The organism is Haloferax sp. Atlit-4N (assembly GCF_003383025.1).
In the GTDB taxonomy this organism is placed as follows: Archaea; Halobacteriota; Halobacteria; order Halobacteriales; family Haloferacaceae; genus Haloferax; species Haloferax gibbonsii.
This window is the reverse complement of sequence record NZ_PSYY01000001.1, coordinates 305,402-319,331: the sequence shown is the minus strand read 5'-3', so window position 1 is coordinate 319,331 and position 13,930 is coordinate 305,402. Positions and strand designations below refer to the sequence as shown.

15 protein-coding genes and 1 tRNA gene are annotated in these 13,930 nt (G+C 67.8%); 7 read left to right on the top strand and 9 right to left on the bottom strand.

Annotation, left to right across the window (positions count from 1 at the left end):
* Positions 1 to 4: 4 nt before the first annotated feature.
* On the bottom strand, positions 5 to 1,177 hold the full coding sequence (locus C5C07_RS01660) for a M50 family metallopeptidase (protein WP_115804430.1): 1,173 nt from the start codon (positions 1,175 to 1,177) through the stop codon (positions 5 to 7).
* Between the two features lie 86 nt (positions 1,178 to 1,263).
* On the opposite strand from C5C07_RS01660, the gene C5C07_RS01655 reads away from it, so the two are divergent.
* The 5 genes from C5C07_RS01655 to C5C07_RS01635 all read left to right on the top strand — a co-directional run bounded on the left by C5C07_RS01655 (position 1,264) and on the right by C5C07_RS01635 (position 6,238).
* Positions 1,264 to 1,653: a cupin domain-containing protein gene (locus C5C07_RS01655; protein WP_050458503.1), complete on the top strand. Its 390-nt coding sequence runs from the start codon at positions 1,264 to 1,266 to the stop codon at positions 1,651 to 1,653.
* 118 nt (positions 1,654 to 1,771) lie between these two features.
* Complete coding sequence (locus tag C5C07_RS01650; RefSeq protein ID WP_004973700.1) at positions 1,772 to 3,826, top strand: DEAD/DEAH box helicase; 2,055 nt, start codon at positions 1,772 to 1,774, stop codon at positions 3,824 to 3,826.
* Between the two features lie 75 nt (positions 3,827 to 3,901).
* On the top strand, positions 3,902 to 5,758 hold the full coding sequence (locus C5C07_RS01645; protein ID WP_004973701.1) for an SLC13 family permease: 1,857 nt from the start codon (positions 3,902 to 3,904) through the stop codon (positions 5,756 to 5,758).
* Positions 5,759 to 5,807: 49 nt separating this feature from the next.
* A tRNA-Pro gene (locus C5C07_RS01640) sits at positions 5,808 to 5,880 on the top strand.
* 166 nt (positions 5,881 to 6,046) lie between these two features.
* Positions 6,047 to 6,238 (top strand): hypothetical protein, encoded by a 192-nt coding sequence (locus tag C5C07_RS01635; RefSeq protein WP_004973703.1) that lies wholly within the window; start codon positions 6,047 to 6,049, stop codon positions 6,236 to 6,238.
* A 67-nt stretch (positions 6,239 to 6,305) separates the two neighbouring features.
* On the opposite strand, the gene C5C07_RS01630 is transcribed toward C5C07_RS01635, so the two are convergent.
* A complete protein-coding gene (locus tag C5C07_RS01630; RefSeq protein ID WP_004973705.1) occupies positions 6,306 to 6,566 on the bottom strand; it encodes a hypothetical protein in 261 nt (86 codons plus the stop codon).
* 3 nt (positions 6,567 to 6,569) lie between these two features.
* On the bottom strand, positions 6,570 to 8,183 hold the full coding sequence (locus C5C07_RS01625; RefSeq protein ID WP_050458501.1) for a spermidine synthase: 1,614 nt from the start codon (positions 8,181 to 8,183) through the stop codon (positions 6,570 to 6,572).
* Positions 8,184 to 8,321: 138 nt separating this feature from the next.
* Between C5C07_RS01625 and C5C07_RS01620 the strand changes: the two genes are divergently transcribed.
* Positions 8,322 to 9,008 carry a hypothetical protein gene (locus tag C5C07_RS01620; protein ID WP_115804429.1) on the top strand — a complete coding sequence of 229 codons (687 nt, stop codon included), beginning with the start codon at positions 8,322 to 8,324 and terminating at the stop codon, positions 9,006 to 9,008.
* Between the two features lie 47 nt (positions 9,009 to 9,055).
* On the opposite strand, the gene C5C07_RS01615 is transcribed toward C5C07_RS01620, so the two are convergent.
* The 3 genes from C5C07_RS01615 to C5C07_RS01605 all read right to left on the bottom strand — a co-directional run bounded on the left by C5C07_RS01615 (position 9,056) and on the right by C5C07_RS01605 (position 10,558).
* Positions 9,056 to 9,658 (bottom strand): L-threonylcarbamoyladenylate synthase, encoded by a 603-nt coding sequence (locus C5C07_RS01615; RefSeq protein WP_004973721.1) that lies wholly within the window; start codon positions 9,656 to 9,658, stop codon positions 9,056 to 9,058.
* A 130-nt stretch (positions 9,659 to 9,788) separates the two neighbouring features.
* A complete protein-coding gene (locus tag C5C07_RS01610; protein ID WP_115804428.1) occupies positions 9,789 to 10,295 on the bottom strand; it encodes a redoxin domain-containing protein in 507 nt (168 codons plus the stop codon).
* Positions 10,295 to 10,558: a glutathione S-transferase N-terminal domain-containing protein gene (locus C5C07_RS01605; protein WP_004973724.1), complete on the bottom strand. Its 264-nt coding sequence runs from the start codon at positions 10,556 to 10,558 to the stop codon at positions 10,295 to 10,297. The genes C5C07_RS01610 and C5C07_RS01605 overlap by 1 nt, the downstream gene beginning before the upstream one ends.
* A 172-nt stretch (positions 10,559 to 10,730) precedes the next feature.
* Between C5C07_RS01605 and C5C07_RS01600 the strand changes: the two genes are divergently transcribed.
* On the top strand, positions 10,731 to 12,137 hold the full coding sequence (locus tag C5C07_RS01600) for a hemolysin family protein (protein WP_049904991.1): 1,407 nt from the start codon (positions 10,731 to 10,733) through the stop codon (positions 12,135 to 12,137).
* A 96-nt stretch (positions 12,138 to 12,233) separates the two neighbouring features.
* Here C5C07_RS01600 and C5C07_RS01595 read toward each other — a convergent pair whose 3' ends face one another.
* The 3 genes from C5C07_RS01595 to C5C07_RS21535 are packed head-to-tail and all read right to left on the bottom strand — an operon-like array spanning position 12,234 to position 13,919.
* Positions 12,234 to 12,509 carry a hypothetical protein gene (locus tag C5C07_RS01595; RefSeq protein WP_004973728.1) on the bottom strand — a complete coding sequence of 92 codons (276 nt, stop codon included), beginning with the start codon at positions 12,507 to 12,509 and terminating at the stop codon, positions 12,234 to 12,236.
* Entirely contained in the window at positions 12,506 to 13,705 is a 1,200-nt protein-coding gene (locus C5C07_RS01590) for an inorganic phosphate transporter (protein WP_004973730.1), read from the bottom strand. Before C5C07_RS01590 ends, C5C07_RS01595 begins: the two co-directional genes overlap by 4 nt.
* A 46-nt stretch (positions 13,706 to 13,751) precedes the next feature.
* Positions 13,752 to 13,919, bottom strand: a complete 168-nt coding sequence (locus C5C07_RS21535) for a hypothetical protein (protein ID WP_167321013.1) — start codon at positions 13,917 to 13,919, stop codon at positions 13,752 to 13,754.
* Between the last annotated feature and the right edge of the window lie 11 nt (positions 13,920 to 13,930).

Below are 13,930 nucleotides of genomic sequence, written 5' to 3'. Positions count from 1 at the left end.
CGAATCAGCGGAGTTGGGCGAGTCCAGCGTCGGACCGGGGCATGGCGTCGAGCGACCCGCGGCTGCGGATGATGTTGAAGGCGGTGACGAGGTCCGAACGGGAGACGAGGCCGACGAGGTCACCCGTCTCGTCGACGACCGGGAGACGACCCACGCCGCGTTCCTGCATGAGCGCGATGGCGTCCATCGCGTCGGCGTCGGGGGAGATGGTCGCCAGTTCGTCGCTCATGATGTCGTCGACGCGGAAGGCGTCGCGTTCGACCTCCTTGACGCCGCGGGCGTCGTCGAGGGTGACCATGCCGACGAGGTTGCCGTTTCTGAGGACCGGGTAGCCCGTGTGGCGCTCGACGAACATGCGTTCGAGGAGTTCCGCGACTGAGGTCCGCTCGTCGACCACGTCGAGGTTCTCGCGGCCGGTCATGATGTCGCGGACGACCACGTCCTGGAACGTCGCCTTGAGGACGGTCTGTTGGGCCTCGCCGGACGCCCCCATGTAGATGAAGAAGGCGAGCGCGACGAGAAACAGGTTGAAAAAGAGGCCGAACAGGCCGAGCAGGAACGCGAACACCTTGCCGACCTCGGCGGCCATCTGCGTCGCTTTCGCGTGCGGGCGGTTGCGCGCGAGAAGCGCCCGGAGGACGCGGCCGCCGTCCATCGGGAAGCCGGGGAGCATGTTGAACACGGCGAGCGAGACGTTCACCAGCGCGAGGTAGCCGAGGACGAACTGCGCGGGAGCCTGCGAATCGGGGAGCAAGACGAAGCCGGCGTAGGAGACGACGCCGATGGCGACCGAGACGAGCGGGCCGGCGACGGCGATGGTGAACTCCTGTTTCCAGTCCTCGGGAATCTCCTTGAACCGGGCGACGCCGCCGAAGAGCCAGAGCGTGATGGACTCGATTTCGTAGCCGTAGCGCATGGCGACGAGCGAGTGGCCGAACTCGTGCAGCAGGACGCCGGCGAACAGCCCGATGGCGGCCGCGCTTCCGAGTATCCACTGCATCGACCCCGCGGAGATGGCCGCGCCGTCGATGTTCGCGCCGAAGAGGTCGTTGACCACGAGCGCGAGATTCGTCACGTCCGAGCCGATGAGCCACGCGAAAAGCGGGAGAACGATGAGGAACGTGAGGTCCAACTTTATCGGGATGCCGAAGGCGCTACCGATGCGGATTCCTCGCATACCCGTAGTAACCCCGGAGGGGCCTTAAGCAGTCAGGGCGAAGAGACGGGGAAATGCTTACGCGGGCGGGCAATCGACGGGGAGATATGAGCGATTCCCGACCGGAGCCGGTGGTCAAGCGGAGCGCGGACATCGAGTACGAGCGGGTCGGCGCGGCCGACGGGATGTCGAAAGGCGTCCTCGTCTCCGAGGCCGACGGCGCGCCGAACTTCGCCATCCGGCGGTTCGTCCTCGACCCCGGCGCGACGGTGCCGAAACACACCAACGAGGTCGAACACGAGCAGTACGTCCTCTCGGGGCGGTACGTCGTCGGCATCGGCGACGAGGAGTACGAGGTCGAAGCCGGCGACTCGCTTTTGATTCCCGCCGGCGTCGTCCACTGGTACCGAAACGAGTCCGACGGGGAGGGGTCATTCCTCTGTGCGGTCCCCAACGGCGACGACGCCATCGAACTCGCCGACGACGCCGACGCCTGAGCGTGGCCGGGGACGCGGCGGCCGCGGCGGCCAGCGTACGAAGCCGCATGCGGGTCGCTATCGAGCCTGAGCGTTCGCAGGCGAATCGCTGAAATACCACGTCGCCGTAGCAGGCACCGTGTCTAAACAGGTCACCCGCGTCGACACGCTCTTTCTCCACCAGACGGGAGACGACTACCTCGTCGTCGCCCGCCGGGACGGAAAGCGGGTGCTCCGCGGCAAGCTCGAACTCAAAGAGACGAACGCGGGGCCTCGACCCCTGCGCTTTCTGGTGACTCGGAAGGGAGACGACTCGCCGCGCGACCCGAGTCAGTTCGTCGAGCTCGCCCGGTCGGCCGCCCGCATCCGCATCTCACAACAGACGCCGAAGGACGGCCGCGACGAGCTGAAAGAGATGCTCGACGGCTACCAGTTGGAGGCGCTGACGGTGCGGACCTGCCGCCGCTGCGCCGTCAACGGCCGGTACTCGCCCATCACCGACGACACGGCCATCAAGGCCGAACACGAGCACATCTGTCGCGACTGCGCCGTCCAAGAACTGGAGGGCGAACTCTCCTTCGCGGGCGGGCTCACGCAGGCCGCCCAAGAGCGCCTGGAGGAACTGCTCTACGAGACGGGCGACCTGACCCGCATCACGAACTTACTGCAGGGCGAGTTGGACCCCGACCTGACGAAGTTCGACACCATCAGCGCGACGACGGAGGACGTGGAGTTGGTCGAGACGAGCACGCTCGACCTCCACCCGAACCTGAAGTCGATGCTGACCGAGCGCTTCGACACCCTGCTTCCCGTCCAGAGCCTCGCCATCGACAACGGGCTGCTCGACGGCGACGACCAGCTCGTCGTGAGCGCGACGGCGACCGGGAAGACGCTCGTCGGCGAGCTCGCCGGCATCAACCGGATGCTGAACGACGACGGAAAGATGCTGTTTCTCGTCCCGCTGGTCGCGCTCGCGAACCAGAAGCACGAGGACTTCAAGGAGCGCTACGGCCACCTCGGCAAGGTGACCATCCGCGTCGGCGCGAGCCGAATCAACGACGACGGCAACCGATTCGACCCGAACGCCGATGTCATCGTCGGCACCTACGAGGGCATCGACCACGCGCTCCGGACGGGCAAGGACCTCGGCGACATCGGCACGGTCGTCATCGACGAGGTCCACACCCTGAAAGAAGAAGAGCGCGGCCACCGCCTCGACGGGATGATAGCCCGCCTGAAACACTACTGCGAGGCCCGCGCGAAGCGCCGCGAGAGCTACGGCGGCGCGCAGTGGATTTACCTCTCTGCGACCGTCGGCAACCCGAAGTGGCTCGCACAGAACCTCCGGGCGAACCTCGTCGAGTACGAGGACCGCCCCGTCCCCATCGAGCGCCACGTCACCTTCGCCGACGGGCAGGAGAAGCCGCGAATCGAAAACCGCCTCGTTCGGCAGGCGTTCGACTCGAAGTCCTCGAAGGGCTACCGCGGCCAGACCATCATCTTCACCAACTCGCGGCGACGGTGTCACGAAATCGCCCGGAAGATGGACTACAACGCCGCGGCGTACCACGCCGGCCTCGACTACGGCCAGCGAAAGCGGGTGGAGCGACAGTTCGCCAATCAGGACCTCGCGGCCGTCGTGACGACCGCCGCGCTCGCCGCCGGGGTCGACTTCCCGGCGTCGCAGGTCATCTTCGACACGCTGGCGATGGGCATCGAGTGGCTCTCCGTCCAGGAGTTCAGCCAGATGCTCGGCCGCGCCGGCCGCCCCGACTACCACGACAAGGGCGTCGTCTACCTGCTCGTCGAACCCGACGCGAGCTATCACAACACGATGGAGATGACCGAAGACGAGGTCGCGTTCAAGCTCCTCAAAGGCGAGATGGAGGAGGTCCGGACGGTGTACGACCAGTCCTCGGCGGTCGAAGAGACGCTGGCGAACATCGTCGTCGCCGGCAAGAAGGCGAAGGCGCTCAACAGCCGGATGCTCGGCGAGGTGCCGACGACCCACGCGGTGGGAAAGCTCCTTGAGTGGGGCTTCATCGACGGCCTCGACCCGACGCCGCTCGGACTCGCCGTGACGCGGCAGTTCCTCTCGCCGAGGGAGGCGTTCGCCATCCTCGACGGTATCCGGAAGGGGTCGTCGCCGTACGAAATCGTCGCCGACCTCGAACTCGACGAGGAAGGCCGGTAGCGTCTGGACGCCCTCAGCGGGGGCGGATATTCCGAATCCCGCACGCTTTTTGGCCGCCGACGCGTCGGTGACCGCGTGGTAGCGATAACGCCGGACATCCTCGTCGTCTTCGCCGTCATCCTCGTCGCGCTGGCGTTTTTCGCGACCGAACCCGTGCCGGTCGACGTGACGGCAATCGGCGTGATGGTGTCGTTGATGCTGATTCAACCCGCCTCGGAGGCGCTCGCCTCGGCGGGGATGCTCGGCGCGCCCATCGTTCTCTTCGAGTCCTACCCCGGCGACGCCCTCTCGGGGTTCGCCAACACGGCGACGCTGACCGTCCTCGCGATGTTCATCCTCAGCGAGGGCGTCCAGCGGACCGGCATCATCCAGCTCCTGGGCGCGAAGATATCGACGTTCACCGGCGACAGCGAACTCCGACAACTCGGTGCTACCGTCGGCGTCGTCGGCCCCATCTCCGGGTTCATCAACAACACCGCCGCGGTCGCCATCCTGTTGCCGATGGTGACCGACCTCGCAGAGCGCGGGCGGACCTCGCCCTCGAAGCTCCTCTTACCGCTGTCGTACGCGTCGATGTTCGGCGGCATGCTGACGCTCATCGGGACCTCGACCAACATCCTCGCCAGCGACGTCTACTCGCGCATCACGGGCGAAGCGCCCTTCACGATGTTCGAGTTCACCGCGCTCGGCGCGGTGGTCATGGTCGTCGGCGTCATCTACCTCATGACAATCGGCCGGCGGCTCACGCCGGCGCGAATCGAGCCCCGACGCGACCTGACAGAGGAGTTCGAGATGGCGGAGTACCTGACCGAGGTCGTCGTCCGCGAGGACTCCCCGCTCGTCGGCCAGCAGGTCCAGCGGGCGCTCGTCGAGACCGAGTTCGACGTGGACCTCCTCCAACTCATCCGCGGCGAGAGCGTCTTCCTCGAACCGCTCGGCCCGAAGGAGATTCAACCGGGCGACGTGTTCACCCTCCGGACCGACCGCAACACGCTCGTCGAACTGCTCGACGTGGAGGGACTCGACCTCGTGCCGGCGACCGTCACCGAAGACGAGCTCGAACTCGCCGACCGCGGCCAGAACCTCGTCGAGGTCGTCGTCGCACCGGGGTCGGCCCTGGTCGGCGAGTCGCTCGCCTCGGCGAGTTTCAGACAGCGGTACGACGCGACCGTACTCGCGCTCCGCCGCGGCGGCGAACTCATCCGCCGGCGGATGGACAACCTCCCGCTCCGCGTCGGCGACACGCTGCTCGTGCAGGCGACCGTCGAGAGCATCGAGCGCCTCGACAACAACCGCAACTTCATCGTCGCCCAGGAGATCGAGCGCCACGACTACCGCGAATCGAAGATTCCGGTCGCCGTCGGCATCGTCGCCGGCGTCGTCGCGCTCGCCGCGCTCGACTTTCTCCCCATCGTCGTCGCCGCGCTCCTCGGCGCGCTCGCCATGGTCGCCACGAAGTGTCTCCGGCCGACCGAGTTGTACGACGCCGTTCAGTGGGACGTCATCTTCCTCCTCGCGGGCGTCATCCCGCTCGGCATCGCGATGGAGAACTCCGGGGCCGCCGAACTCCTCGCCGAACTGGTCGTGATGACCGGCGACTACCTCCCCCTTATCGCGGTCCTCGGCGTGTTCTACTTCGTGACGGCGCTCCTGACGAACGTCATCTCGAACAACGCGAGCGTCGTGCTCATGATTCCGGTCGCCATCGAGGCCGCGACGACCCTCGGAGCCGACCCGTTCTCGTTCGTCCTCGCGGTCATGTTCGCGGCGTCGACGGCCTTCATGACTCCCGTCGGCTACCAGACGAACCTGTTCGTCTACGGCCCCGGCGGCTACAAGTTCACGGACTACATCCGCGTCGGCGGCCCGCTACAGTTGCTTCTCGGGGTCGTGACGACGCTCGGCGTCGCGTACTTCTTCCCCCTGACCTGACGGGGCGGAACGAAACCCTTTACTCCGCGACGGGGAGAGTCGTATGTGCGGGACCGTGGGTTAGCCTGGTATACTTCGGGCCTTGGGTGCCCGTGACCCCGGTTCAAATCCGGGCGGTCCCACTCTTTGTGCGAAGAACAACGTGATGAGCCAAAGAGTGACAACCCTCGGATTTGAACCCGACGAGACCGAACGGAGTGAGGTCTCGGCACGGTTCAAATCCGGGCGGAGAACCGCGGGACGACGGCGAGAAGACTTTTGAGACGAGCGAGGAATCTCTCGACAGAGATGTCAATCCAGCCGCTCGATGTCCTCGGCGGGGTCATGTTCCTCGCCGGTCTCGCGGTCGTGACCGGCGTGGTCGCGTCCGCGGTCGCCCCGGGACAGCGCCTCGGCGTCGGTGCCTCGCTCATGGTGCTCGGAACGGCCGCCGTCGCCGGCCCGCGTATGTATCAAAAAGCCCTCGAAACGACGAACTAACCGGCATCGACCCCCGGCCGACCCGTTTTCGGGTCGTCGGGTCGAGTTTGCGGTCGCGCTCGCGGAGTCACCGCCGCTTCTTTCGGTACCAGAACCGACAGCCGACGGGCGACTCGCCGGCGTCGATGTCGAGCCGGCTGAGAAACAGGTCGCGGACCGCGAGAGTGACGACCAGTTCGACTGAATCGTCTCCCTCGCGTCCGTTCTCGGCCGGGCGCGCGCGGACCACCCAGTGACCGTCGCGTTCGGCGACCGACTCGACGACGCCCTCGGTCCAGCGGTCGCGGTCGTGGGTCGGTTCCCTCGCGTGGATTCTGTCGTGAACCATCGGCTACGCCGCCCTCACGGCCGCACCGGTGACCGCGCTCCGAGTGGTTGCGTTCCTGTCGGCCTCGCGTTGTTCGGTCTCGTTCGTCCGCTGGACAACGTAGCGCTGGCCGACCATCGGGTCCAAGAGGCTGTCGACGGGCGCGCGGTCGTCGGTGAGAAGCGGCACGTCGCCGGTTGGTTCGTCGTTCCGGTAGGACGTGAGTTCGGCCGCGAGGTCGATGCCGATGTCGCGGCGCTGGTTGCGCGCCTGTAGCTCCTCGGCCGTCACGAGCGTCTCGTCTTTCGTCGCCACGACCTCGATGTTCTGGACGACGACGCTCCCCGCGGTGGGGAAGCTGTACACCCGCGGGTAGACCGACCGCATCGTCTTGTACTCCGCGCGGTAGAACTGCGAAGCCGGGCCGCTCGGCGCGGAGATGACGTTGGCGAACAGGACGCCGTCCTCGTCGAGGCGGTCCGCGGTGAGCTGCATGAACTCCCGGGTCGTCAGCTGGAACGGGACCTTGTCCTTCCGGTAGGCGTCGAGGACGATGAGGTCGTACGTCCGGTTCGTCTCCCGGAGGTACTGCCGGCCGTCCATCGTGTGGACGTTGAGCCGCGGCGACTCCTCGACGCCGAAGTACTCCTCGGCGACGGAGACGACTTCGGGGTCGAGTTCGACCACGTCGACCGTCACGTTCGGGTACTGCTCCAAGAACACGCGCGGGCCGGTGAACCCGCCGCCGCCGACGAACAACACGCGGTCGATGTCGTCCGAGAGGAGGAAGGGGACGTGGAAGTACGAGGTGTAGTCGAAGACGTGCCGCGTCGGGTCGTCGAGGTCCATCGCGCTGTGGGGCTGGCCGTCGAGGTAGAGCGTCCGCGTCCCGCCCGAATCAGCGACGCGGAGCTCCTGATAGGCGGTCTGGGTGTGGTAGACGGTCGTGCCGCGGGAGTCGAGGCCGATGCCGCCGGTCAGCGACGCGAGGACGAGGACGGCGGCGATACCGACGCTCCAGACCGCCTCGTCGCGGCCGATGTTTGGCCGGGCGAGCGCAAGCGCCGTCACGACCGAGACGAGTCCGAAGACGAGCCCGATGTTGGTGACGCTCAGAGAAGGGATGAGGAAGTACGTGGTGGCGAACGCGCCGATGATGCTTCCGACGGTGCCGACGGCGTAGACGTGGCCCGACGCCGCGCCCACGTCGGACCGCCCCGAGAGTTCGGCCGCGTAAGGGCTGATGAAGCCGAGGAAGTAGGTCGGCGGCCCGAACAGGAGCGTAATCGCCGGGAGCGACGCGAATCGGCTCGGGAGGGGGAGGCTCGTCGTCGACTGGATGAACAGGTCGCCGAGGAGGATGACGCCCGCGATGTAGGCCGCGGTACCGATGAAGACGCGGACGAGCGCGCCGTTCGAGGCCTCCGCGGCCCGCTGCCCGCCGCGGTGGTAGCCGAGACTCAGCGCCGCGAGGAAGACGCCGATGATGCTCCCCCACGTGTAGATGCTGCTGCCGAACTCGGGGGCGACCATCCGACCGGCGAGAATCTCCAAGCCCATGCTCGTGACCCCGGAGACGAACACGGCGAGTTCGGGACGCGTCATCCGGAGCCACGAGCCGGCGGCGGTCGATGCCATGTCAGTATGCCAAGGGGCGCGGCCGTATTAATTCACGCACGGCGGCGAGCCGGACGACGCGTGCGGGTGTTCGACCCCGCCGCCGCTGCGACGCGCTCGCGCGAACCTTCTTATCTGATAACGGAGCCAGCCCGACCCGTGTCCTCCCTCGTCGCCGCGTCCGACCTCGCCCGCGCCGCGTACTGTCCGCGACAGCTCTACTACGCCCGCCGCGACGACGACCGAGCGCCGCCGCCCGCGGTCCGCGAAGTTCGCGCGCTCGCCTTCGCGTACCCCGACCTGCTCGACGCTCCCGACGACGAACTCGCGGCGCGCCCGATTTCGGTGTCGCCGGCGGCGTACCGCGAGAACCTCGCTCGACTCCGCGAGCGCGACGACTGGGGCGCCCTCACCGACCCCGTCGCCCGCGACGCGCTCCTCGCGGGGAAGGACTGCCGCGGCGTCGCGCACAAACTCGTTCGGTCGCCCGGCGACGGCGACCACGACCAACCGACGGTTCCATCGCTCGTCTCGCCGGGCGAACCGCCCGAGCGCGGCGTCTGGGAACCCCAGCGCGTCCGGGCCGTCGCGCTGGCGAAGGCGCTCGCGTGGGAGCGCGAGGCGTCGATACCGCGGGCGCTGGTCGAGTATCCGGCGGTCGGCGTCGTGCGAACGGTCAGGCTCACCACGGGGAACAAGGCGGCCTACCACCGGGCGCTCCGCGTCGCCCGCGACCTCGACTTCGTCCCGTCGCGGTTGCGGGACTCCGCGAAGTGCGAGTCGTGCGCCTACCGGGAGCGGTGCGGCGTGAAAACGTGGTCGTTGGCGTCGCTGCTCGGTCGGTGAGGGGGGGGCCACGTCGCCGGCGGCGGGACGGCGACCGACGCCGCCCGCTACGCGTCGCTGTCGTGCTCGTCGAGCCACGCCTCGATGTCGTCGGCCATCGCGCCGCGGCGGTGGACGACGCCGCGGCCGGGGTCGACAACGGTGCTCTCGGTGCCGGGCGTCGTCCCGCCGTCGAGGACGACGGCGACCGCCTCCCGAATCTCGTCGGAGAGCTGCGAGGGGTGCGTGATGCTCCCGGTTCCGGAGCGGTTGGCGCTGGTCGCCGTGACGGGCGTCCCGGCCGCGCGGAAGAGGTCCAAGGCGAGTTCGTGGTCGGGAACGCGGACGCCGACGCGCTCTTTCCCGGCGACGAGCGCGTCCGGCAGACTGTCGCGTCGCTCCACGACGACCGTCACCGGCCCGGGGAGGAACCGGCGCATGAACGCCTCCTCGCGCTCGTCGGCGACGACGTGCTCCAGCGCGGCGTCCACGTCGGGGAAGCCGGCGGAAAGCGGTTTGTCTCGGTCGCGGCCCTTGATGTCGAAGACGCGTTCGACCGCGTCGGCGTTCGTCGCGTCCGCGCCCATGCCGTAGACCGTCTCGGTCGGATAGACGACCGCCTCGCCGCGGCGGATGGCGTCGGCGGCACGCTGTACGTCGTCGTCGCTCATGGACGAACGGACGCGCAACGGGCGAAAAAGCGTGACGAAACGGCGATTCCGTGCGGGGCGGAGACGCGGGTCGGCACGGACGGAGCCGAGGGCTCGGCCCGCGTGCGTCGCTCCGAGCGGCGGGGGCGACTTACAGGCCGGCGAGCGCGTCAGCGAGTTCCTCGTAGTCCGGGAAGTCCGGCCACTCGTCGGCGACCCAGCGGTACTGGACCGTCCGCTCCTCGTCGAGGAGGAACACGGCGGGGCGGTGTTCGGTGACGCCGGCCATCCCGTCGAGGTCGTGTTCGAGGTCGTAGTCGGTCGCGACGTCGGCCGCGGGGTCAGAGAACAGTCGGGCGTCCACGTCGCGTTCTTCGAGGAACGCCTTGTGCTCGTAGGGCGACGAGATTGAGACGCCGACCGCCTGCACGTCCGCCGGGACGCCGCGGTCGCGGAGTTCGTTCCAGACGTACGTCGCCGGGAACGCGCCCGCCATCGTGTGGAACACGAGGAGGACGGGGCCGTCGTCGGTGAGGTCCGAGAGGGACGCGTCCGCCCAGAACTCGTCGTTGACGAGCGGACGGGTGAAGTCCGGAGCGGTGTCGCCCGTCGCCGGCGCGTCGTGGTCGGGGAGGTCGACGACGTCGAAGTCGACCATCAGGCTCCCTCCCCGTAGGTGTTTTCGAGGTACTCGACGATGTTCGCCGACTCGGACATCGTGACGCCGGTGTTGTCGTCCACGATGGCCGGGACCGAACGCTTGCCCGAGACGCGCTTGACGACGTTCCGGTCGGAGTGCATCGGCTCGACGAACCGCGACTGGTAGGCGAGGCCCTGGTCGTCGAGCGTACGGACGACCCGCTCGCAGTACGGGCACGCCTGCAGTCGGTACAGCGTAATCGCCGGTTGCTCGTCTGCCATGGGCGGCTGTTGGGAAGAGCGTCGCCTAAGCCCTTCGCTCGCGGGCATCCGCGCCGCAATATCGGTTCGGCGTCGGTTCGCCGACCGGACCAGCGAGGGCGGACGAGACGCCGACCGAGAGGGGTTCGAGGGCAACTCTTAATTCCGGTCCCGCGCAAGACAGTGTAGTTACATGGGTTTGCCGCCGCTACAGTTACCACCAGCCACGACACTCGCGGCCGCACAGGTCTCGAACATTCCGCTGGACGACACGACGATAACGGTCCTCGGTGTGATCGGAATCATCGTCCTGATCGGCCTCTCGGCGTTCTTCTCCTCGTCCGAGATTGCGATGTTCTCGCTCGCAAAACACCGCGTCGACTCGATGGTCGAAGACGGTGTGCCGGGCGCAGAGCGGGTGAAAGCGCTCAAGGAAGACCCGCACCGGCTTCTCGTGACCATTCTGGTCGGAAACAACATCGCGAACATCGCGATGTCCTCGATATCGACCGGGCTGCTCGTCTTCGTCGGCTTCCAACAGGGAGAGGCGGTCGCAATCGCGACGTTCGGGATTACGGCGATCGTCCTGCTGTTCGGCGAGAGCGCGCCGAAGTCCTACGCGGTCGAAAACACCGAGTCGTGGTCCCTCCGCATCGCGCGGCCCCTGAAATACGCCGAGCTGCTGTTGCTCCCGCTCGTCGTCTTCTTCGACTACCTGACCCGCGTCATCAACAAGGTCACCGGCGGTCAGACCGCCATCGAGACGACCTACGTCACCCGCGACGAGATTCAGAACCTCATCGAGACGGGCGAGCGCGAGGGCGTCATCGAGGAGGAAGAACGCGAGATGCTCGACCGCATCTTCCGGTTCAATTCGACTATCGCGAAGGAGGTCATGACCCCGCGCCTCGACATGACCGCCGTCCCCAAGGACGCGACCATCGACGAGGCCATCGAGACGTGCGTGCAGGCCGACCACGAGCGAGTCCCCGTGTACGACGGTAACCTCGACAACATCATCGGCATCGTCAACATCCGGAACCTCGTCCGCGAGAAGTACTACGGCGAACGCGGCGTCGGCATCGCCGACATCGTCTCGCCGACGCTCCACGTCCCCGAGTCGAAGAACGTCGACGAACTCATGGCCGAGATGCAGGACACCCGGATGCAGATGGTCGTCGTCATCGACGAGTTCGGGACCACGGAGGGGCTCATCACCCTCGAAGACATGGTCGAGGAAATCGTCGGCGACATCCTCGAAGGCGACGAGGAAGAGCCCTTCGAGGCGGTCGACGAGAACACCTACCTCGTCCGCGGCGAGGTCAACATCGACGAGGTCAACGAGATGCTCGACATCGAACTCCCCGAGGGCGAGGAGTTCGAGACGCTCGCCGGCTTCATCTTCAACCGCGCCGGTCGTCTCGTCGAGGAAGGCGAGGAAATCAGCTACAACGACATCGTCATCCGCATCGAGCAGGTCGACAACACGCGCATCATGAAAGCGCGCATCCGGACCAACTCAGGCATCGAAGCCGCCGACGGCAACGGCGACGACGAGAACGGCGGCGACGAGGAAGCGGAAGTCGAGCCCGACACCTGACCGGTCCGACCCGACAGAACCCGTTCGTCTCGACATCTGAACCCGATTCGTCCCCGCTCCGACTGAACTCGTTTTCGAACCGTCGTCCGCCGTGACTCACCCGAGGAGCGTAAACGAGAGAACCACGAGCGCCAGCGACGCCAGCGCGAGGAACGCCAATCCGGTCGCGTCGGCGGTGCCGTCGCCGAGGCGTCGCGCTCGCCCGCGGAAGCGAATCGCCAGCGCGAACGCGCCGAGTCCGACGGCTCCGAAGGCGAACCCGCGAAGCGAGATGCCGGTCACGACCGCCATCGCGACGTGGTAGACGCCGAAGACGGCCCAGAGGGCAGAAACGAGGGTGGCGAGCGCGACGCGGAGTCCACGAACGTTCACAGACCGAGTACGCTCGACACGAGCGTAAAGACGCCGTAGCCCAGCCCGAACGCGAGCGCGAGCGAGCCGACCCACGCGAGCACCGTGTACAGCATCTTCCGCCGGGAGACGCCCGACCCGCCGGCGGCGTAGCCGGAGCCAATGATGGCGCTGACGATGATCTCGTTGAACGACACGGGAACGCCGAGGGCGACGGCGGTCTGGGCGATGGCGAACGAGGGAATCATCGCCGCGATGGAGCGCCGCGGCCCGAGCGAGGAGTAGTCCTGCGCGAGCGCCTTAATCATGCGCGGCGCGCCGGTCCACGACCCGGCGAGGAGGCCCACTCCGCCGCCGACGAGGAGCGCCGGGAGCGGGACCGCGACCACGTCCAGCAGGGGAACGAGCGGCCCGATAGCGAGACCGACCTGACTGCCGCCCGCCGAGAAGGCGACGAGGCCGCCGAGGACGAGCAGGAATCGCCGCTGACCGCGGGTCTTGTCGGTCGTCACCCAGCGACCGACGACCGCGGCCGCGACGAGCGCGACGAAGAGGGAGGCGGCGACGAACCAGACCGTCTCGCCGAGGCCGACGAGGCCGGTCGCCTCGACTGCAGCGGCCCGGGCGACCGAGGCCGAGCCCGCCGCGCCGCCCAGCCCCGCGAACTCCATGTTGGCGACGAGCAGGCCGACGATTCCGGCGAGCGCGGGGACGGTCCACTGCTCGGAGACGCCGTCGGCGCGGAGGAGCCGGGCGGTCGCGTACGACGCCCCGCCGCCGACGAAGGGGGTGAGCACCCACAGCGAGACGATTTGCTGGTACTTCGCCCACGCGGGGTCGCCGCCCATGGCGAGGCCGACGCCGACGACCGCGCCGGTGACGGTGAAAGCGGTGGCGATTGGGTAGCCGGCGAAGACGCCGAGCGCGACGAGCACCGCCGCGGTGATGAGCGCGACGACCGCGGCCCCCGCGGTCAGCGTGACGCCGCCGATGAGTTCGGTGCCGACGGCGTTGGTGACGTTCGCGCCCTGGAGGAACGCCCCGGCGAACCCGAGCAGGCCGACGATGAAGCCCGCGCGCATCACCGAGATGGCGTTGGCTCCGACCGCGGGCGCAAAGGGCGTCGAACCCGACGACCCCGCGCCGATGGCCCACGCCATGAACAGGCTGGCAAGGGCGGCGACGACGAACGTGGCGAGCGTCGCGGCGGCTACCACGGGGCGACACCTCGGCGGTCGTCGGCGTCGGCTGTTGTCCCGTCCATCAGCGGCGGCGCGCCTCGTCGTACCCCTCGCTCAGGCCGAGGAGCGTCCGACGGACGAGGAGATACCCGAAGAAGACGAAGAGCAACAACGCGACGAGCAGCCCGACGAACACGGGATTCCCCGCGAGAAAGTCGACGAGGCCGTCTACGACCAAAGGGTCGGTCATGTGGATGGGTT

Coding starts and splice junctions, on each gene's coding strand:
- C5C07_RS01610 (WP_115804428.1), bottom strand. CDS start 10,295: ATGGTCGACTTCGACGTCGTCGACCTCCCCGACCACGACGCGCCGGCG.
- C5C07_RS01660 (WP_115804430.1), bottom strand. CDS start 1,177: ATGCGAGGAATCCGCATCGGTAGCGCCTTCGGCATCCCGATAAAGTTG.
- C5C07_RS01625 (WP_050458501.1), bottom strand. CDS start 8,183: ATGGCATCGACCGCCGCCGGCTCGTGGCTCCGGATGACGCGTCCCGAA.
- C5C07_RS01600 (WP_049904991.1), top strand. CDS start 10,731: ATGGGTTTGCCGCCGCTACAGTTACCACCAGCCACGACACTCGCGGCC.
- C5C07_RS01615 (WP_004973721.1), bottom strand. CDS start 9,658: ATGAGCGACGACGACGTACAGCGTGCCGCCGACGCCATCCGCCGCGGC.
- C5C07_RS01635 (WP_004973703.1), top strand. CDS start 6,047: ATGTCAATCCAGCCGCTCGATGTCCTCGGCGGGGTCATGTTCCTCGCC.
- C5C07_RS01655 (WP_050458503.1), top strand. CDS start 1,264: ATGAGCGATTCCCGACCGGAGCCGGTGGTCAAGCGGAGCGCGGACATC.
- C5C07_RS01605 (WP_004973724.1), bottom strand. CDS start 10,558: ATGGCAGACGAGCAACCGGCGATTACGCTGTACCGACTGCAGGCGTGC.
- C5C07_RS21535 (WP_167321013.1), bottom strand. CDS start 13,919: ATGACCGACCCTTTGGTCGTAGACGGCCTCGTCGACTTTCTCGCGGGG.
- C5C07_RS01630 (WP_004973705.1), bottom strand. CDS start 6,566: ATGGTTCACGACAGAATCCACGCGAGGGAACCGACCCACGACCGCGAC.